The following is an 18427-nucleotide window of genomic DNA, read 5'->3' on the forward strand; positions in this document are numbered from 1 at the left end:
CGGCAAATAGGGGCCGGACTGGCGCGCCCGGCTAAGGCCCGAACCCCCCGGACCTACTGCGCCCGGCATCCGTCAGCCCAGGCCGCCCAGGGCCAGTCGCCCGGGATTCGGCCGCCCGGGTTCAGTCACCTGGAGCTCAGTCGCCCAGGGCAAAGTCGAGCAGGAGCTTGATGTTCATCGCCACGATCAGGGCGGCGCAGGCCCAGCCCACGACCTTCTGCCAGGACGGCGCGGCCAGGCTGCCCATGCGGCGCTTGTCGGTGGCGAACAGCATCAGCGGGATCACCGCGAAGGGCAGCTGCAGCGACAGCACCACCTGCGACAGGATCAGCAGCTCCGCCGTGCCGCTGCTGCCGTAAAGCCAGGTCACCACCACCGCGGGCAGGATGGCGATCAGCCGCGTCACCAGCCGCCGCAGCACCGGCGACAGGCGGAAGCGCAGGAAGCCCTCCATCACGATCTGCCCCGCCAGCGTCCCCGTCACCGTGGCGTTCAGGCCGCACAGCAGCAGCGCGATCGCGAACAGGAAGGGCGCCGCCGTGCCCAGGATCGGCGCCAGCAGCCGGTGCGCGTCGCCGATCTCGGCGATGTCCGTGTGGCCGCCGGCATGGAACACCGCGGCCGCGGTGATCAGGATGGCGGAGTTCACCAGCAGCGCCAGGAACAGCGCGATGCTGCTGTCCCAGGTGGCGAAGCGGATCGCCTCGCGCCGGCCTTCCACGTCCTGCCGGTAGGCGCGGGACTGCACCACGGCGGTGTGCAGGTACAGGTTGTGCGGCATCACCGTGGCGCCGATGATGCCCATGGCGATGAACAGCTGGCGCTGGTCCGTCAGGATGGAGGCGGAAGGCACGTAGCCGCTCAGCACCGCGCCCCAGTCCGGGCTCGACAGGATCACCTGGATCAGGAAGCTCACGAAGATCAGCGACAGGAAGCCCATGATCACGGCTTCCAGCCAGCGTACGCCCTTGTTCTGCAGCCACAGGATCAGGAAGGCATCCAGCGCCGTCAGGATGATCCCCCACAGCAGCGGGATGCCGAACAGCAGCTCCAGCGCGATGGCGGTGCCGATCAGCTCGGCCAGGTCGGTGGCGCAGATCGCCAGCTCCGCCAGCAGCCACAGCGGATAGGCCACGACGGGGGGGAAGCGCTCGCGGCACAGCTGCGCCAAGTCCTTCCCGGTGGCGATGCCGATGCGGGCGCAGAGCGCCTGCAGCAGGATCGCCATCAGCGAGGACAGCAGCGCGATCGACAGCAGCGTGTACCCGAAGGCCGACCCGCCCGCGAGCGAGGTCGCCCAGTTGCCGGGGTCCATGTAGCCCACCGCCACCAGGTAGCCCGGCCCGGTGAAGGCCAGCAGCTTGCGGAAGAAGCTGCCCGCGGCGGGCACGGCCACGGAACGGTGCACCTCCGGCAGGCTGGGCGGCGAGGCTGGCTCGCGCCCGGCCGACGCCCCCTGAACCGGCAGCCCGGCCGTGCCGAGCCCGACCACCGGCCCGCCGCCGGGCGGCAGCAGGCCGCCATCCCAGGGAGGAGGGGGCAGAGCGTCGGGCGGCGGGGCGGACATGCGGGTGCTCCGAAACTTAGCGTTGGCTAAACTACCGCGCCGAAGCTGGATTTCAAGTCTCGGCGCGCCGCGGCGCGGGCGCTACACTGCCGGCTATGTCCGGCTCCTCCCCACGGTCCCCGCTGCCGTCCACCGGCGACCACGCGAACCGCTTCGCCCGCCAGCGCGCGGCGGACCGTTCGGCCGTGGCGGAAGACTACGTGGAACTGATCGCCGACCTGCTGGCCCAGGATGGCGAGGCGCGCGCCGTGGACCTCGCCCGCCGCATGGGCGTGTCGCAGGCCACCGTCACCGCCACGGTGGCGCGGCTGCAGCGGGCCGGGCTGGTGGAAACCCGCCCCTATCGCGGGTTGTTCCTGACCACCGAGGGCGCCGCCATGGCCGAGGCCGCCCGCCAGCGGCACGAGCTGGTGGTGCGCTTCCTGGTGGCCCTCGGCCTGGACCGCGAAACCGCCGAGGTGGATGCCGAAGGGCTGGAACACCACGCCAGCGACGCCACCCTGCGCGCCTTCGAGCGCTTCCTGGCGCAGCGCCCCGTGGCCGCCGCCTGACGTGCCGCCCGCAGCCCCGATGCAGGCCGAACGCGGCGCCTTTCTTCTCAGCACCGACCGCTCGCTGCTGGATTTCGATGCCGTGCACGGCTTCCTCCGCAGCGCCTACTGGTGCCCGGGCATCCCGCGCGAGGTGGTGGAGCGGGCCGCCGCGCATTCCCGCACTTTCGGCCTGTACCACCGCCCGGCGCCCGGCAGGCGCGAACAGGCCGGCTATCTCCGCGTCATCACCGACCATGCCGGCTTCGCCTACCTGCTGGACGTTTTCGTGCTGGAACCCTTCCGCGGCCAGGGCTTGGCGCGCTGGATGGTGGAAACCGTGATGGCCGACCCGGAGCTGAGCAGCGTCCGCACCTGGCTGCTCAACACCCGCGACTCCCACGCGCTCTACGGCAAGCTCGGCTTCGTGCCGCTGGACAACCCCGACAGCTACATGCGCCGCCGCATCCCCCAGCCCTGGCAGTCCCCGCCGGGCTGAAGCGCGGCACCGCTATCCGACCAGCCCTCTCCTGCCGGTCGGCCTGCGGTTTCGGTCCGGTTGCGCCTGGGTGTTCGGGCGGTGGCCAAGGGGGCTCTGCCCCCTTGGAGCCCCCGCGAGGAGCCCGGGGCACCTCGACCTCATGAGTGCCTCCGGCGGGGGCGGGATGGCCGAGGGTGCCCGCCATGACCGACGTGGATCATCCCGCCCCCGCCGGAGGCACTCAACGCGGGGTCCGGGGAGTTCGTAACTCCCCGGCTCGGGACAAAGGCTTCGCCTTTGCCCTGGGGTCCAGGGGCAGCGCCCCTGGCCAAGGCCTGAACACCTAGGCGCATCCGAACCACGACCCGCCCCGCCGCCGGCGGGGGAGCCGGCTGCTCAGGCCAGCGGCACCGTCCAGGCGTCGTAGCCGTAAACCCAGTCGGCATTGCCGCCGTCGCGCAGCCAAGCGTTGCCGCGGGAGCCGAGCTGGATCCGGCTGGTGCGGTCCAGCCGGGCCGCCTCGTAGCGGCGCAGGGCGGCGGGGGTATCGGCCTCCTCGGCCAGGCAGCGCGCCAGCACCACCGCGTCCTCGATCGCCTGTCCCGCGCCCTGGGCCATGAAGGGCATCATGGGATGCGCCGCATCGCCCAGCAGGGTGACGCGGCCGCGCGACCAGGCCGGCATCGGGTCGCGCTCATACAGCGCCGTCTTCAGCACCGTGTCGCAGGCGTCCAGCAGCGCCCGGGCCTGCGGGTGGAAATCGGCGTAGACGGCGCGCAACTCCTCCACGCTGCCGGGCTGGGTCCAGGACTCCTCGCGCCAGCTTTCCTGCGCCGTGGTGGCGAAGATGAAGGTGTCGTTCTCGGCGCCCAGCGGAAAGGACACGATCTGGCTCTGCGGGTTGGGGCCCCACCACTTGGTGAAGCTGTCCAGCCCCGGTAGGTCCAGTCGCCCCGCCGGCACCACGGCGCGAAACGCCACCGTGCCCGTGAAACGCGGATGCTCCTGCCCCCAGAGCGCCGCCCGCGCCACGGAATGGATGCCGTCCGCCCCCACCAGCGCGGCCACCGCCGCCTCCGACCCGTCGGCGAAGCGCAGGGTGATGCCGCCCTCACCCGGTTCCACCGCGCGGGCACGACGGCCGAGCTGCAGCACCTCCGCCGGCAGCGCCGCTACCAGCGCGGCCAGCAGGTCGGCGCGGTGCAGGGTCAGCTGCGGCGCGCCGTACTGCGCCTCGGCCGCTTCGGCCATTTTCAGGCGGGAGGTTTCCGCGCCGCTGTCCCACATGCGGCTGATGCGATGGGTGGGCCGCGCCGCCACGGTCCGCAGCGCCTCGCCCAGGCCCAGCCCGTCCAGCGCCCGCACGGCGTTGGGGGTCAGGTTGATGTCGGCGCCCACCCGCCCGAAGCGGCCCGTCTGCTCGAACACCACCACGTCGCGCCCGGCGCGGCGCAGGGCGATGGCGGCCGTCAGCCCGCCGATGCCACCGCCGAGGATGCCGACGGGAAGGGAAGGGGAGGGCATGGCCAGGCTCCGGACCCGGTGAGATGGAAGCAACCCGGATGCACGATGTTTCAAATGTGAACGCAGTGTTCACATAATGATCGTTTCGTGCCGGAACCCTGTCAAGGAACTTCGGCCACCCTGCTCCGGATCAACGCGCCCCGCTTTCCCGGCGCGCCGCGTTTTCCCGCTCCATCCGCTCCCGCGCGCCACCTTCCACGGCGCTGCCGCCGTTCATCGGCTGGTGCAGCGACCCGGCGGTGGACGGCGCCGGCGGGGCGGTTTCCACCTGCGCGCCGTGCGCCATGTCCCCGGCCAGGTTCTCGGTCAGCCGCGGCCAGACCCGGTGGCCGAACACCGCCCCCTCCGCCTTCCAGCCCACCGCGTATTCCACCCGCGGGTGCAGCGACACCCAGACGATGGCGTCCACCACCTCCTCCGCCCCGTCCATCCGGTAGGCGCGGGGTGAGCCACCGCTGCGGTTGGCCGCGTGTTCCCAGAAGGGCGTGTCCACCGCCCAGGGCTCCACCGTGGCCACCCGGATGCCGGCCGGGCCGTTCAGCCACAGCTCCTGGTTCAGCGTCACGCCCAGCCCGACGACGGCGTGCTTGGTGGCGGCGTAGCTGGCATGGTAGGCCAGCGGCACGCGCCCCTCCACCGAGGCGATGTTGACCAGCGTGCCCGCCCCCTGCCGGCGGAACTGCCGCAGCGCCGCGTGGCTGCCGAAGATCACGCCCTTGAGGTTCACGTCCACCACGCGGGCATGGTCCTCGACCGGCACCTCCTCGAAGCGCCCGATCACCCCCACCCCGGCATCGTTGATCCACACGTCGATGCGGCCGAAGCGCTCCACCGCCGCCGCGGCCAGCCGCTCCACCTCCTCCGGCCGGCTGACATCGGTGGGCACCACCAGGGCCTGCCCGCCCGCGGCGCGCACGTCCCCCGCCACCTCCTCCAGCACCGCGGCGCGGCGCGCGGCCAGCACCACCTTGGCGCCGTAGGAGCCCAGCCGCACCGCCACGCCGCGCCCCAGCCCGCTGGACGCGCCGGTCACCACGAAGGTGCGGCCCGCGACCCGCTCGCGGTCGCCTGGCCCGAGCTGCGCGGGCGCGCCGCAGCCGGCGAGAGGGAGAAGCAGCAGCAGGGCGGCCGCCAGGAACGGCCTCAGCAGCGGGTTCGCGTGCGGCACGGCTCGCCTCCGAACAGGGGGATGCTGGCCGATCGCGTCCCGGCCGCCTCCCTAACCGCCCGGGCGCGCCGCCCGTTCCATCAAGCTGCGGGGAAAACTCCCGCTGCAACGGAGGCGCGCTTCGGGGCACGGGCACCCCCCGCGCTCAGGCCGCGATGCCGCTTTCCTCGTGCCGGCGGCGGTCCAGCTCCTCGCCGTAGCGGCGCAGCAGGTGGCTGGCCGTCAGCAGCCCGATCACCCGGCGCGTGTCCGCCCCGTCCAGCACTGCCAGCGCCTCGCTTTCCTCCGCGTCGAACACCGCCATCGCCTGCTTGGCGTTCATGGCCGGCAGCAGCGCCCGGTCGCGCAGCTGCAGCAGCTCCGCCACCGTGGTCACCGCCTCCTCGGCGGCATGCGCCTCGGGCACCGGCACCAGCCCGGCGTAGCGCCCGGCCTCGTCCACCGCCACCACGCGCCCCGTGGAGCCCAGCGGGAAGTCGCGCCGGAAAGCCGACAGCCGCGTGTCGGTCTTCACCGTGCGCACGTCGCGCCGCATCAGCTTGCCCACCGTCAGGTCGCGCAGCCAGCCGACATCGTGGGCGGAGCGGATGGTCTCGCCGCGCAGGTGGAAGCGCCAGGTGGCGAAGGAATAACCGAACAGCCGCCGCACCACGAGTGCCGCCACCGTCACCGCTGTCAGCACCGACCCTGTCACCGCGAAGGAGCCGGTGCTTTCCAGCGCCAGAAAGGTCATCGCCAGCGGCGCCCCCACCACCGCCGCGCCGAAGGCGCTCATGCCCACCACCGCCAGCAGCACCGTGTCCGTGCCGGGCAGCAGCCATTCCGCCCCCGCCCCGAACAGCCGCCCCAGCAGCGCCCCCAGCAGCAGGGAGGAAAAGAACAGCCCGCCGCGGAACCCGGCGCCCAGCGACACCACGGAGGCGACGGTTTTCAGCGCCACCACCGCCAGCACCGCCCAGGCCGGGCCGGAGGCGGCGAAGGTTTCGTGCAGCGCGCCGTGCCCGGCCGAGAGCGCCACCGGCGAGATCAGCGCCAGCATCCCAACCGCCAGCCCGCCCGCCGCCGGCCGCAGCGTCGGCCAGGGCACGGCGCGCCGGATCCCCGTCTCGGCCAGCGCCACGCCGCGCATCAGCGCGATCCCCGCCAGGCCGCAGAGCAGCCCCAGCAGCAGCGCCAAGCCGTAGGCGCTGGCGTCGGGCAGGGCGATGCTTCCCGTCGTCACCAGCACCGCATCGCCGCCCAGCGCCCGGCGCAGCAGCGTCGCCACCACCGCGCTGGTCACCACCGGCGCCAGGGCGGCGATGGCGTAGGTGCCGATCACCAGCTCGAAGGCGTAGAAGGCGCCGGTCAGCGGCGCATCGAAGGCCGCCGCGATCGCCCCGGCGGCGCCGCAGCCCACCAGCACCCGCATGTCGCCGCGCCGCAGCCCGAAGCTGCGCCCCAGCCGCGACGCCGCCCCGCCGCCGGCCTGGGTGTAGCCGGCCTCCAGCCCCACGGATGCGCCGAAGCCGTTGCTGAGGATGTTCTGCACCGCCACCACGGCGCCGTCCCACAGCGACATCTGCCCGCCATGCAGCGCATTGGCCTCGATCGGGTCCACGGGCTGCTTCGGCCGCCACCGCGCCAGCCCCAGGTTCAGCAGCCCCAGCAGCAGCCCGCCCAGCGCCGGCACCAGCAGCAGCACCAGCGGATGCGCGCCGCGCAGCGTGCTCAGCCCATGCGCGCCTTCCGGCCCGAACAGCGCGGCGTGCAGCCCCTGCGCCAGCCAGCCCATCGCCAGGGCCAGCAGCCCGCTCAGCAGCCCCGCCGCCACGGCCAGCCCCACCAGCCCCAGCTCGCCCCGCCGCACCCAGGCGCGAAACGCCGCCAGGCCCCGCTCGGGCCGGACATGCCAGTGCAGCGGCGGCAGCGCGGCATGCCGCAGCCCCTGGCGGGCGGAGCGGTGCAGGCGCTCCCAGGCTCCAAACGACATCCCCGGCCCTCGGCCCGGGATGCGCGCCGCGCAAACCCCCGCATCCCCGGGCCGTCAGGCTTTCCGGCCCGCCGGGGAGCACTGTCAAGCGCCCGGCCGCCGCCCCGCCCCGAAGCGTCCCGCCCCGACCTCCCTGCGCGGAACCGGCCTCAGCGGCCGAGTTCGCGCAGCGTCCGGCGCATCTCCTCGATGATCTCGCGCTGTTCCCGCCGCGAAGCCTGTTCCGCTTCGATCTCCTCGCGGCGCTGCTCGGCCTGCTGGCGGGCGGTTTCCGCCAGCAGCCGCACCTCCTCGGCCAGGGCGCGGATCCCCTCGCGCGCGATCCGCGTTTCTTCCGCCACGAGGCGGGCCTGCTCGGCCCAGGCGCGCAGGTCCTCGCTGGCGCGCCGGCTGTCCTCGGCGCTGGCGCGCTGCCCCTCCGCCACGGCCTGCTGCGAGGCCCGCGCCTCGCGCCGCCGCTCCGCCGCCGCGCGCCCGGCCTCGGCCGCTGCGCGGGTGGCTTCCGCCGCGCCCTGCCCTGGTTCCGCTGCCTCGTCGCCCGCCATCGGCACGGCCCTCCCGGGGTGAACATAGGGGGCGAACATAGGACGGCGGGGAAGCGGCGATACGGGCCGCTTCGCCCCACGGTGCGGAAGGCGGTCCGGCCCTGCTCACGATTCCGTGCGAATCCTGCGCCCGGCGGCGAGAAAAGCGTCGCGCTCGCCATCGAACTGCGGCAGGCTGCTGGTCCACCCTGCCCGTCTGTGCCGGCACTGAAACGGAGTTCCGCGTGGCTTCCACCCCCGCCAGGTTCCTGGTTCTGCTGCTTCTCGCGTCCCTTGCCGCCTGCGCCGGGCCGGAACTCCGCGCGTCCCTCGGCGGCTACGCCGACCCCGATTACGACAGCACGGTCAGCAGCTACGCCGACGCCATCCTGGCGGGCATGGAACGCGCCCGCACCCCGCGCGCCATCCTGCGCCAGCCCGCCACGGCCGACTGGCCGGGCTGAGGGCGCCAGCCGCCGCCCCGCGCCGCCACCCGCCGCCCCGCGGGCGCCCCGCAGCGGCGGCACCCCTCCGGCCGCACCGCGCTCCGCCCGGCGCCCCGGCACGCGCAGCCACGGCCGGGCAGGCCAGCGTCCTGCACCCTCGCCGCCGGGCCAGCGCGACCCACGGCTCCCGCCGCTGGCCCACCGATCCGCGGCGCCCACCGCCGAGCCCCGCCGCGGCACCACGCCATGCCCCGGCCACTTCCCGTGACCCGTTTCCGCCTGGGCGCTGCGCCCGCGATCCTGTAGGGCCGGAGCCCATGCCCGACCCGACCCAGCTCGCCCTGTTCACCGCTGCGGCGCTGCTGCTGGCGGTCACCCCCGGCCCGGGCCTGTTCTTCGTGGCCGCCCGCACCCTGGCCGGCGGCCGGGCAGAGGGCGTGGCCTCCTCCTTCGGCACCGGGCTGGGCGGCATGGCCCATGTGCTGGCGGGCAGCCTGGGGGTATCCGCCCTGGTGCTGGCCAGCGCGGAACTCTTCACCGCCCTGAAGCTGGCCGGCGCCGCCTACCTGGTCTGGATCGGCTGCCGCACCCTGCGCGCCGCCCGCCGCGACGCCGCCGCGGTCCTCGGGGGCGCCGCACTGCCGCCGGCCGGGCCGCGGCGGGCCTTTCGCGACGGCGTGCTGGTGGAAGCGCTGAACCCCAAGACGGCCGCCTTCTTTCTGGCCTTCCTGCCGCAGTTCGTGGACCCCGCGGCCGGCGGCGTGGCGCTGCAATTCGTGCTGCTCGGCTCCCTGTCGATCGCGCTCAACACCCTGGCCGACCTCGGCGTGGCCCTGGCTGCCGGCCGCATCCGGGACGGCGCCGCCGCGGGTCCGGCCCTGATGCGCCGGCTGCGCGAAGCCTCCGGCGCGGCGATGATCGCGCTCGGCCTCGGCCTCGCCCTGGCCCGGCGCCCGGCCAGCTGAACCCATCCCCGGCCGGAACGGAGCGCCCATGTACGTCCCCCGCCAGTTCCGTGAGGAACGCCCCGAGATCCTGGCCCAGGCCATGCGCGACATCGGCTTCGCCGCCCTGGTCACGCCCGCGCCCGAGGGGCTGCAGGTGTCGCACCTGCCCACCGTGCTGAAGGCGGAAGGCCCGGACGGCTGGTGCCTGGAAACCCATCTCGCCCGGCCCAACCCGCACTGGCAACTCGCCGGCCGCGGCGCGCCCAGCGTGGCGATCTTCGGGGGGCCGCAGGCCTACGTGTCGCCGGGCTGGTACGCCTCCAAGCGCGAGCACGGCAAGGTCGTGCCCACCTGGAACTACATCGCCGTGCACGCCCACGGCACGCTGGAACTGATGGAGGACGCCGACCAGCTGCGCTCCCACCTCGAGGACCTCACCCGCGCCCATGAGGCGGGGCGCGAGCACCCTTGGGACGTGTCGGACGCGCCGGCCGAGTTCGTGGCCGGCCTGACCCGCGCCATCGTCGGGCTGCGGCTGCGGGTGCAGCGGGTCGAGGGGGCCTGGAAGCTGATCCAGCACCGCAGCGAGGCCGACCGCCTGGGCACCATCGCCGGCCTCGACGCCGAACCCGGCGGCCAGGCAGTAGCCGCGGCGATGCGCGCCCTGGAAGCCGCGCGTTAGCGCAACGGCGGCGGCCGCGAAGCGCTGCCGCAACCGGGCCCGCCGCGACGTTGCGGCGCAGCCCGCAGCCCGCAGCCCGCAGCCCGCAGCCCGCAGCCCGCCCCCGATCCCGCAGCCCGGCGCCGCGCGGCCGGGGCCCCGCCGCTTCGCGCAGAGGCGGGGTGCCGCTAGGATCGCGCCCGCCGGGTTCCGCCGCCCGCGCCGGGGCGCCGGCGCGGGTGGCGGGCCGCGCACCGGCACCAGCGCGCCCCGCAGCCGTTCCGCGGAAGGGTTCCCATGCCGCATTCCGCCACCCCGGCCGCCGCCGCCACCCCCGCCCGCCGCGCGCCGCGGCGGCTGTGGCGCCGGGCGGCGATGCTGTTCCTGCTCGGGCCGCTGGCGGTGATCCTGGCCTTTCGGGTGCTGCCCGTGCCGGCCACGCCGCTGATGCTGATCCGCGCCGTCCAGGGCCATGGCTGGCAGCACGACTGGGTGCCCTATGAGCGGATCGCCCCGGCCCTGGCGCGGGCGGTGATCGCCTCCGAGGACAACCGCTTCTGCGAGGAGCCGCTGGGCTTCGACACCCTAGCCCTGGGCGAGCAGATCGCCGCCTGGTGGGACGGCGAGCGGCCGCGCGGTGCCAGCACCCTGACCATGCAGACCGCCAAGAACCTGCTGCTCTGGCCGGGGCGGGACCCGGTGCGCAAGCTGCTGGAAGCCTGGCTGACGCCGCAGATCGCGCTGTTGTGGCCCAAGCGCCGGGTGCTGGAAGTCTACCTCAACAGCGTGGAGTTCGGCCCCGGCCTCTACGGCGCCGAGGCCGCCGCCCGTGCCTTCTTCCGCAAGCCTGCCGCGGAACTGACCGCGGCGGAGGCGTCGCAGCTGGCGGTGGTGCTGCCCAGCCCGCTTACCTGGTCGGCTGCCCGCCCCACGCCCTATCTGCGCGAGCGCGCCGCCACCATCCGCCACCGCGTTTCCACCCTGGGCCCGCTGCTGGACTGCGCCGACTGAGGCTGGCCGGTTGTTCCGGGCTGCTTCCGCATCGGCCCAGCGCCGCCCCCGGCCGCCCCGGCAGGAGCTCCGCCTTGCGGGCTCCGGGAAATGCGTGCCCCCAGGCCCCAGCCCGAATACCCCCCGGCGCGACCCACCGGGTTGCCGCAACGGCTGGCAGATTCCGGCAAAAGTGACAGGAACCCGGGAAATCTGTCACGCCGGTGCGGTCTGTGCCACGTCGCGGCCGCACAGAAGCGTCTTGCCAGCGGGTACCACGCTGTTCTATAGGAATAAAATCAACAAAGGATCCCTCCAGCGGGCCACCCCTGGTAAGGAAGTAAGGTCGTAAGGAAGTAAGGCGAATGCCCGATCCCGCCGCCGACCGCCTGCGCGCCATCCTGCGCGGCGACGCGGCGCTGATGCGGCTGCTGCCGGTGCTGCACGACCTCGGCCTGCCGGACTGGTGGCTGGTGGCGGGCTCGATCTACGGCTCCGCCTGGAACGCCCTGACCGGCCGCCCGCGCGAACACGGGCTACGCGACTACGACCTCGCCTATTTCGACCCCGACACCTCCTGGGACGCCGAGAACGCAGTAATCGCCCGCGTCGCCGCGGCCACCGCCGGGCTGGCGCTGCCGGCCCCGGTCCAGGCGCGCAACCAGGCCCGGGTGCACCTGTGGTTCGCCGGGCATTTCGGCATCCCTTTCGGCCCGCCGCTGCGGAACACCGTCGAGAGCATGCGCCGCTACGCCTCCCAGGCGCATGCCGTGGGGGTGCGGCTGGACGCGGCGGGGAGGCTGGACGTCGCCGCCCCCTTCGGGCTGGAGGATCTGCTTTCCCTGGTGATCCGCCCCAACCCGGCGCTGAACAACCGCGCCGCCCACCTCGCCAAGGGCGCGCGCAGCCTTGCCCTGTGGCCGGAAGCGACGCTGCTGCCCTGGCCCGACGTGCCGGCCTGACACAGCGGGCGCCCGCCCGCCGTAGGGCCCGCCCGCCGTAGGGCCTGCCGCGCCGCTCCGGCCCGCCCTCGCGCCCCTCCGCCCCGCGCCCTCGCCCCATGGTGCCGGGCCGGGCCGGGCAGGGGAGGGCGCGCCGCAGCCGTCACGCGCCCGGGCTTGCACGCCCCGCCCGGGCAGCCTACGCGGGCGCGGCTTTCACGACGGAGATTCCGCCATCATGGCCATCGAGCGCACCTTCAGCATCATCAAGCCCGACGCGACGCGCCGGAACCTGACCGGCAAGATCAACGCCGTGTTCGAGGAGAAGGGCCTGCGCATCGTCGCCCAGCGCCGCATCCTGATGACCCAGGCCCAGGCCGAGCACTTCTACGGCGTCCACAAGGAGCGCGGCTTCTTCAAGGACCTGGTCAGCTTCATGACCTCCGGCCCCGTGGTGGTGCAGGTGCTGGAAGGCGAGAACGCCGTGGCCGCGCACCGCGAGGCGATGGGCGCCACCAACCCGGCCAATGCCGCCGAGGGCACCGTCCGCAAGCTCTTCGCCGAGAGCATCGAGGCCAACAGCGTGCACGGTTCCGACAGCCTCGAGAACGCGGCGAGCGAGATCGCCTACTTCTTCGCCGGCCACGAGATCGTCGGCTGAAGAACCCGGGCGGGGCGCTTCGCGGCACCCCGCCTGCCCCGTCGCGGGCGCCGGCTGCGCCGCCGCCGCAACCCACGGCCTGGAGCGCGAATCGCGGCGCGCCATTGCATCGCCGGATCCTTCCACCCTCACCGTCTCGTGCGCCGAAAGCTGGTTTCCGACCTCAACCGGCGGCCTCCACGAACGCTTCCCTCCCATGCCGCCGCATCGGAGGGCCCAATGATGACAAGCTTCTACAAGGCGATCTTCGGACTGACCCTCAGCGTCCTGCCGCTCGGGACGACGGCCTGGGCGGCTTCCCCGCGCGACGGCAACTCGGTGGTGACGCTGACCCGCCCGGCCCGCGGTGCGGCCAGCGCGGACCATTCCGGCCGCGTGCGCCAAGGCCAGGCCGGGGTGCTGAACGGCGTCCGCCTGGCCAGCGGCGCGCGGCTCGACCCCAGCGCCGCCGTGGCGGCCAGCCAGGTGCTGCCCGTGGGCACCACCGCCCGGGTGACCAACCTGGACAATGGCCGGGTGACCATGGTGCAGATCCGCGACCGCGGTCCCACCGGTCAGGGCCGGCTGCTGGACCTCAGCCCCGGCATCGCGCGTTCGATCGGGCTGACCAACGTGGCCAACGTGCAGGTGGCGCCCCTCGCGGTGCCGCAGCCGGACGGCAGCATCCGCCTGGGCGACGGCACCGGCCTGTCCGGCCAGCCCGCCGCCCCGGCACTGAGCGAGCGGCCGCAGGACTGGGGCTGAAGGGGGCGATTGAAAGGGGAAATCACAACAACGTTTCACCCACCGACCTGCCCATGGTGGACTTCCCGGGCAGTTGGCGTAACTCAGGCTTACGATGCCGCCCGCGCCTCTGCCGATCGACGAAGCCGACCGCCTGAGCGCGCTGCATAGTCTTTCCCTGCTCGATACCCCCGCCGAGCCGAATTTCGACTTCTACACCCGACTCGCCGCCCGGCTCTGCGAGGTCCCGATCGCGGCGGTGTCGCTGATCGACGCCGACCGCCAGTGGTTCAAGTCGGCTTTCGGCCTGGAAGCGCGGCAAACCCCGCGCGACCTGGCCTTCTGCACCCACGCCATCCTCAACCCCGATGAGCCGCTGGTGGTGCCCGACACCACGGTGGACGCCCGCTTCGCCGCCAATCCGATGGTGCTGCGCGGCGAGAGCCTGCGCTTCTACGCCGGCATGCCCCTGCGCGGCCCGGACCGGGCGCTGCTGGGCGCGGTGTGCATCGCCGATACCCGGCCCCGCATCGCCGATGGGCGCATGCTCGGCATCCTGCGCGACCTCACCCTGGGGGTGGCCAGCGTGATCGAGCAGCACGCCCGCGGCCTGGCCGTGCGGCCGGCGGTGGATGCCCTGTCGGCCACCGCGCCCGGAACCCCGTCCCCCGAGGACCTGCGGGAAGCCATGGTGGGCGAGAACACCGGGCTGGATGTCCACCTGCAGCCCATCTGCGATGCCCGCGACTGCCGCATCGTCAGCTTCGAGGCGCTGCTGCGCTGGGACCACCCGCGGCTCGGGCAGCTCAGCCCCGGCGACTTCCTGCCGCTGGCGGAGCAGGCCGGCCTGTCGGAACTGCTGGACGACTGGGTGCTGCGCCGCACCGCGCGCGAGGCGGTGCGCTGGCCGGAGGGAGCGCCCACCGTGGCGGTGAACCTGTCCACCGGCTTCCTGCGGCCCCACCGGGCCGCCGCGGTGCTGGCGACGGTGCTGGCGGAAACCGGCCTGCCCGCCGGCCGCCTGGAGGTGGAACTGCCGGAGGCCTTGGCAGCGACGCAGATCGAGGCGGCCGCCGCGGCACTGTCGGAGATCGGTGCCCTGGGCGTCGGCATCTGCCTGGACGATTTCGGCGCCGGGCAGGCGACCGGTTTCGCCATGCTGGCGCGGCTGGGTTTCCGGCGCATCAAGCTGGACCGGCTGCTGGTGGCGGGGCTGGAAGAAGCGCCGGCCACAGTGGCGCGCAGCGAGGTGATGCTGCGGGCCCTGATCGGCATGGCGCACGGCCTGGGCGCCGAGGTGGTGGCCGAAGGCGTGGAGAACGAGGCGCAACTGGCCTTCCTGGCCCGGGCCGGATGCGACGCCGTGCAAGGGTGGCTGACCGGCCGCCCGGAACCGGCGGTGGCCTGGCGCCGGCGCCTCGGCGCGGCCTGATCCGGGCACCGCCACGGATCAGGTCCAGGTCGGTTGCCCCACGGGGCTCACGCGCTGGCCAGAGGCGTGTCCCGCCCCCATCCACGGCCGTCGCGGGAAACGCGGCGCGGGCGTCGCGCCGCGGCGGTTCAGCCGGCCAGCAGGTAGAGCAGGACCAGCAGCACCACGACGATGCCGATGCCCCAGGTCGCCGCCTTCATGAAGCTGTTCCAGCCGGACTGGCGATCGGCCAGGATATCCTTCGCGTCCACCGGCACCATGTCGATGTGCTGCTCCGACTGCGCCATCGGCTCGATCCGTCCTTTGTAAGCGTTGTGCCTTCCTGTAGGCAGGCCGGCGTGGAGGGGCAAGGGGGTCGGCGTGCCGGACCGGCGCTACGGCCCGTCCGGCGGGTTGCGCAGCGCCGCCGCGGGGTCGGGGCAGGGCGCGTCGCGCAGCCGCCCGTCCGGCCCGACCCGGCCTTCCGCCAGCCAGCGCAGCGCCGCCGGATAGATCCGGTGCTCCTGTTGCAGCACCCGGGCGGCCAGGCTGTCCGCGTCGTCCCCGGGCAGCACGGGCACCGCGGCCTGGGCCAGGATCGGTCCCTCGTCCAGCCCGGGCGAGACGAGGTGCACGGTGCAGCCATGCAGCCGCACCCCCGCGGCCAGGGCCCGCTCATGCGTGTCCAGCCCGGGAAAGGCCGGCAGCAGGCTGGGGTGGATGTTCAGCATCCGGCCCTGCCAGCGGCGCACGAAGCCTTCGGTCAGCACGCGCAGGAAGCCGGCCAGCAGCACCAGCTCGATCGCGTGCTCCTCCAGTACCGCCTGCATCGCGGCCTCGAAGCCGGCGCGGTCGCCGCGGAAGCCGCGGCTTTCCACCGCCGCCGTGGCCACGCCGGCGGCGCGGGCGCGTTCCAGCCCGGCGGCATCGGCGCGGTTGCTCAGCACGAGGGAGATGGCGGCGGGAAAGGCCGGATCGGCGGCGGCGTCCAGCAGCGCCGCCATGTTGGAGCCGCGGCCGGAAATCAGGACCGCGGTGCGCGCCCGGTTCACGCCGCCGGCCAGCCGGGCCGCAGGCCGGTGAAGCGAACGGTGGCCGCCGCCGGGTCGTCCGGCACCCCATCGCCGCCGGGCTGCGGCGCGCCGGCCGCGGGCGCGCTGCCGGGCTGCGGCGCACCGCCCGGAGCGGCGGCCCCGACCGCGGCGGCCGCGTCGGTTTCCGGGGCGCGGCCCGCTGCATCCGAGGCGGCCTCGATCCGGCCGATCCGCGCCACGGTTTCCCCCGCTTCCTCCAGCAGGGCGATGGCGGCCTCGGCGTCGGCCTCCGCCACCACCAGGGCCATGCCGATGCCGCAGTTGAACACCCGCAGCATCTCCTCGGCCGCGACGCCCCCGCGCTGCGCCAGCCAGCCGAACACCGGCGGCGGCGTCCAGGCGCCGGCGTCGATGGCCGCGGCCATGCCGGCGGGCAGCACGCGCGGCAGGTTGCCCGGCAACCCGCCGCCGGTGATGTGGGCGGCCGCCTTCAGCAGCCCGGCGCGGTGCAGTGCCAGCACCGGCTTCACGTAGATCCGGGTGGGCTCCATCAGGGCCTCGCCCAGGGTTTGCCCGGCGGCGAACGGGGCGGGGTCGCCCAGGGAGGCGTTGCCGCCCTCCAGGATGCGCCGCACCAGGGAATAGCCGTTGGAATGCACGCCGGAGGAGAGCAGCCCCAGCACCACGTCGCCGGGCCCCACGTCGCCGCGCGGCAGCAGCGCGCCGCGCTCGGCGGCGCCCACCGCGAATCCGGCCAGGTCGTAGTCGCCGTGGCCGTACATGCCCGGCATCTCGGCGGTTTCGCCCCCCACCAGGGCGCAGCCGGCGCGGCGGCAACCCTCGGCGATGCCGGCCACCACGGTGCGGGCCTGCTCCACCTCCAGCTTGCCGGTGGCGAAGTAGTCCAGGAAGAACAGCGGCTCGGCGCCCTGCACCACCAGGTCGTTCACGCACATCGCCACCAGGTCGATGCCGACGCCGCCGTGCTGCCCCGAATCGATGGCCAGCCGCAGCTTGGTGCCCACGCCATCGGTGGCCGACACCAGCACGGGGTCGGAGAAGCCCGCGGCGCGCAGGTCGAACAGCGCGCCGAAGCCGCCCAGCCCGCCCATGGTGCCGGGGCGGTCGGTGGCGCGGGCGAGCGGCTTGATGGCATCCACCAGCGCGTCGCCGGCCTCGATGTCCACGCCCGCGTCGCGATAGGTCAGGCTGGCCATGCTGTCTCCCGATCGGCTATGCCCGAGGGCTGCGGAAAAGGAACGGTCTGATGCCCAGGCGAGTGCCGAGCTGCCGAGTGCCGAGCCAGGGCGAGGGGGACAGGCAACACCACGTTCGGCGGGGTCGCGCAACCGCCCCCCTGCTGTCCCGTGGGGCCTCGCTGGCGATGGCGCTGCGGGTTGCCTCCGCCGTTCCCCTGCTCCTTCCCCTGGGTGCGCTGCTGCTCGCACCCCTGGTGGCCGCCACGCCGGCGCTGGCGCAGGACGCCCCGGCCACCCCGCCCAGCGGCGGCTACACCCAGCGCGGCGTGCCGGCCGAGGCCACCGCCGAGGACGCGGTGAAGGCGCGCGAGCAGGCCTACGCTTCCGCCCGGCGCATCGCCTATTCCCGCATGGCCGGCGAGCTGGGGCTGCCCTCCAGCCTGTCGGATTCGCAGATCGAGGGCCTGGTCAGCAGCACGGTGGTGGAGCAGGAGCGCTCCAGCCGCACCGGCTTTTCCGGCCGCGTCACCGTGAACTTCAACCCGCGCCGCGTGGCTTCCCTGGGTGGCCGGGTGCCGGCCGGGGGGAGCGTCGCCTCCTCGGGCGGGTCGTCGTCGGGCAGCAGCGGGAACAACGCGGCCTATGTGCCGCCGGTGTCGCCCGCCTCCTCCTGGGTGGAGGCGCGGGCGCGCTTCGGCAGCCTGGCGGAATGGCTGGACCTGCGCCGCCGCCTGCTGGCCAGCCCGCAGGTGGCCAGCGTGCAGCTGCAGGCGATCGCGGTGGACCGGGCGCGGGTGCGCCTGGGGCTGCGCGGCCCGGCCGATGCCGCGCCGCCCGGGCTGGCGGGGGCGGGCGTGCTGATGGAGCCGGCCACCGACGGTTCCTGGCGCCTCGGCCTCGCCGGAGGGACATGAGCGGCGGCAGCGACCAGGCCGGGCCTTTCCGGCAGGATCCGCCGGCGGCGCCCTCCGGCGAGGCCGCGCAGACGCCGCCCGACGCCGCCGGGCGGGTGCTGCCCGATGTTGCCGCGTCGGCGCTGGCCGGTGCCGCCGGGCGGGCGCCGCCCGACGCCGCCGGGGTGCCCGATGCGGGGCTGCTCACCGTGCCCAACATCATCACCTTTGCCCGGCTCTGCGCCGTACCGGCGGCGGTGTGGCTGATCATCCAGCAGCGGCTCGACCTCGCCTTCCTGGTGTTCGTGCTGGCCGGCGTGTCGGACGGCATCGACGGCTGGTACGCCCGGGTGTTCAACGTCCGCTCCGCCCTGGGGGCGGCGCTGGACCCGGTGGCGGACAAGGGGCTGCTGGTCAGCGTCTACGTCACCCTGGCCTGGGTGAACGTGCTGCCGGACTGGCTGGCCATCCTGGTGGTGTTCCGTGACGTGGTGATCGTGGGCGGCGTGGTGCTGTTGACCGTGGTAGGCGCGCGCCCGGCGATCCGGCCCCTGCGGGTGTCCAAGGTGAACACGGCGCTGCAGATCGCCCTGGCCGCGGTGGCGCTGCTGGTGCACGGCTTCCACCTGCCCCTGCCGGGCCTGACCGAGGCGCTGGTGTGGCTGGTGGCAGCCAGCACCCTGCTGTCCGGCGCCGCCTATGTCCGCAGCGCCGTGCGCCCGGCGGCGACGCCGTGATCGTACCGCCCGTTGCCC

At 74.4% G+C, this 18427-nt stretch carries 20 protein-coding genes; 12 read left to right on the forward strand and 8 right to left on the reverse strand.

All coding sequences use genetic code 11. The features are described from left to right. Window positions 1–136: 136 nt before the first annotated feature. The gene (locus tag ACLIBK_RS13790) at window positions 137–1567 is read right to left on the reverse strand and encodes an Nramp family divalent metal transporter (RefSeq protein ID WP_415387844.1); all 1431 of its coding nucleotides are present in this window, start codon (window positions 1565–1567) and stop codon (window positions 137–139) included. A 95-nt stretch (window positions 1568–1662) separates the two neighbouring features. Here ACLIBK_RS13790 and mntR point away from each other — a divergent pair, with 95 nt between their 5' ends. Together mntR and ACLIBK_RS13800 are read left to right on the forward strand one after the other, a co-directional pair. Beyond that, window positions 1663–2118 carry a manganese-binding transcriptional regulator MntR gene (gene mntR, locus ACLIBK_RS13795; protein ID WP_415387845.1) on the forward strand — a complete coding sequence of 152 codons (456 nt, stop codon included), beginning with the start codon at window positions 1663–1665 and terminating at the stop codon, window positions 2116–2118. A 19-nt stretch (window positions 2119–2137) separates the two neighbouring features. After that, the gene (locus tag ACLIBK_RS13800; protein WP_415387846.1) at window positions 2138–2596 is read left to right on the forward strand and encodes a GNAT family N-acetyltransferase; all 459 of its coding nucleotides are present in this window, start codon (window positions 2138–2140) and stop codon (window positions 2594–2596) included. Between the two features lie 378 nt (window positions 2597–2974). Here the strand turns inward: ACLIBK_RS13800 and ACLIBK_RS13805 are convergent, their stop codons facing one another. From ACLIBK_RS13805 to ACLIBK_RS13820, 4 genes are all read right to left on the reverse strand, one after another. Further along, window positions 2975–4102, reverse strand: coding sequence for an FAD-dependent monooxygenase (locus ACLIBK_RS13805; RefSeq protein WP_415387847.1), 1128 nt, complete (start codon window positions 4100–4102; stop codon window positions 2975–2977). 130 nt (window positions 4103–4232) lie between these two features. Beyond that, window positions 4233–5270 carry an SDR family NAD(P)-dependent oxidoreductase gene (locus ACLIBK_RS13810; protein WP_415387848.1) on the reverse strand — a complete coding sequence of 346 codons (1038 nt, stop codon included), beginning with the start codon at window positions 5268–5270 and terminating at the stop codon, window positions 4233–4235. A gap of 145 nt (window positions 5271–5415) precedes the next feature. After that, window positions 5416–7242 (reverse strand): chloride channel protein, encoded by a 1827-nt coding sequence (locus ACLIBK_RS13815; protein WP_415387849.1) that lies wholly within the window; start codon window positions 7240–7242, stop codon window positions 5416–5418. A gap of 149 nt (window positions 7243–7391) precedes the next feature. Continuing rightward, a complete protein-coding gene (locus tag ACLIBK_RS13820) occupies window positions 7392–7787 on the reverse strand; it encodes a hypothetical protein (protein WP_415387850.1) in 396 nt (131 codons plus the stop codon). Between the two features lie 224 nt (window positions 7788–8011). On the opposite strand from ACLIBK_RS13820, the gene ACLIBK_RS13825 reads away from it, so the two are divergent. From ACLIBK_RS13825 to ACLIBK_RS13860, 8 genes are all read left to right on the forward strand, one after another. After that, window positions 8012–8230 (forward strand): hypothetical protein, encoded by a 219-nt coding sequence (locus ACLIBK_RS13825; protein WP_415387851.1) that lies wholly within the window; start codon window positions 8012–8014, stop codon window positions 8228–8230. A gap of 299 nt (window positions 8231–8529) precedes the next feature. Beyond that, the gene (locus ACLIBK_RS13830; RefSeq protein ID WP_415387852.1) at window positions 8530–9177 is read left to right on the forward strand and encodes a LysE family translocator; all 648 of its coding nucleotides are present in this window, start codon (window positions 8530–8532) and stop codon (window positions 9175–9177) included. 28 nt (window positions 9178–9205) lie between these two features. Further along, entirely contained in the window at window positions 9206–9841 is a 636-nt protein-coding gene (locus ACLIBK_RS13835; RefSeq protein ID WP_415387853.1) for an FMN-binding negative transcriptional regulator, read from the forward strand. 276 nt (window positions 9842–10117) lie between these two features. Then, the gene (mtgA, locus tag ACLIBK_RS13840; protein WP_415387854.1) at window positions 10118–10831 is read left to right on the forward strand and encodes a monofunctional biosynthetic peptidoglycan transglycosylase; all 714 of its coding nucleotides are present in this window, start codon (window positions 10118–10120) and stop codon (window positions 10829–10831) included. Between the two features lie 344 nt (window positions 10832–11175). Further along, entirely contained in the window at window positions 11176–11772 is a 597-nt protein-coding gene (locus ACLIBK_RS13845) for a nucleotidyltransferase family protein (RefSeq protein WP_415387855.1), read from the forward strand. Window positions 11773–11989: 217 nt separating this feature from the next. After that, window positions 11990–12412 (forward strand): nucleoside-diphosphate kinase, encoded by a 423-nt coding sequence (gene ndk / locus ACLIBK_RS13850; protein ID WP_415387856.1) that lies wholly within the window; start codon window positions 11990–11992, stop codon window positions 12410–12412. Window positions 12413–12631: 219 nt separating this feature from the next. Continuing rightward, window positions 12632–13156, forward strand: a complete 525-nt coding sequence (locus tag ACLIBK_RS13855) for a septal ring lytic transglycosylase RlpA family protein (protein WP_415387857.1) — start codon at window positions 12632–12634, stop codon at window positions 13154–13156. Between the two features lie 94 nt (window positions 13157–13250). Continuing rightward, window positions 13251–14567: an EAL domain-containing protein gene (locus tag ACLIBK_RS13860; protein ID WP_415387858.1), complete on the forward strand. Its 1317-nt coding sequence runs from the start codon at window positions 13251–13253 to the stop codon at window positions 14565–14567. A 128-nt stretch (window positions 14568–14695) separates the two neighbouring features. Here ACLIBK_RS13860 and ACLIBK_RS13865 read toward each other — a convergent pair whose 3' ends face one another. From ACLIBK_RS13865 to purM, 3 genes are all read right to left on the reverse strand, one after another. Then, the gene (locus tag ACLIBK_RS13865) at window positions 14696–14854 is read right to left on the reverse strand and encodes an aa3-type cytochrome c oxidase subunit IV (protein ID WP_415387859.1); all 159 of its coding nucleotides are present in this window, start codon (window positions 14852–14854) and stop codon (window positions 14696–14698) included. 87 nt (window positions 14855–14941) lie between these two features. Further along, window positions 14942–15598, reverse strand: coding sequence for a phosphoribosylglycinamide formyltransferase (gene purN, locus ACLIBK_RS13870; RefSeq protein ID WP_415387860.1), 657 nt, complete (start codon window positions 15596–15598; stop codon window positions 14942–14944). Then, window positions 15595–16797 carry a phosphoribosylformylglycinamidine cyclo-ligase gene (purM, locus tag ACLIBK_RS13875; RefSeq protein WP_415387861.1) on the reverse strand — a complete coding sequence of 401 codons (1203 nt, stop codon included), beginning with the start codon at window positions 16795–16797 and terminating at the stop codon, window positions 15595–15597. The genes purN and purM overlap by 4 nt, the downstream gene beginning before the upstream one ends. 167 nt (window positions 16798–16964) lie before the next feature. On the opposite strand from purM, the gene ACLIBK_RS13880 reads away from it, so the two are divergent. Continuing rightward, window positions 16965–17693 carry a hypothetical protein gene (locus tag ACLIBK_RS13880; protein WP_415387862.1) on the forward strand — a complete coding sequence of 243 codons (729 nt, stop codon included), beginning with the start codon at window positions 16965–16967 and terminating at the stop codon, window positions 17691–17693. Continuing rightward, window positions 17690–18409, forward strand: coding sequence for a CDP-alcohol phosphatidyltransferase family protein (locus tag ACLIBK_RS13885; RefSeq protein WP_415387863.1), 720 nt, complete (start codon window positions 17690–17692; stop codon window positions 18407–18409). Before ACLIBK_RS13880 ends, ACLIBK_RS13885 begins: the two co-directional genes overlap by 4 nt. Window positions 18410–18427: the final 18 nt, after the last annotated feature.

Source organism: Roseomonas sp. BN140053, assembly GCF_047690175.1.
Taxonomy (GTDB): domain Bacteria; phylum Pseudomonadota; class Alphaproteobacteria; order Acetobacterales; family Acetobacteraceae; genus Roseomonas.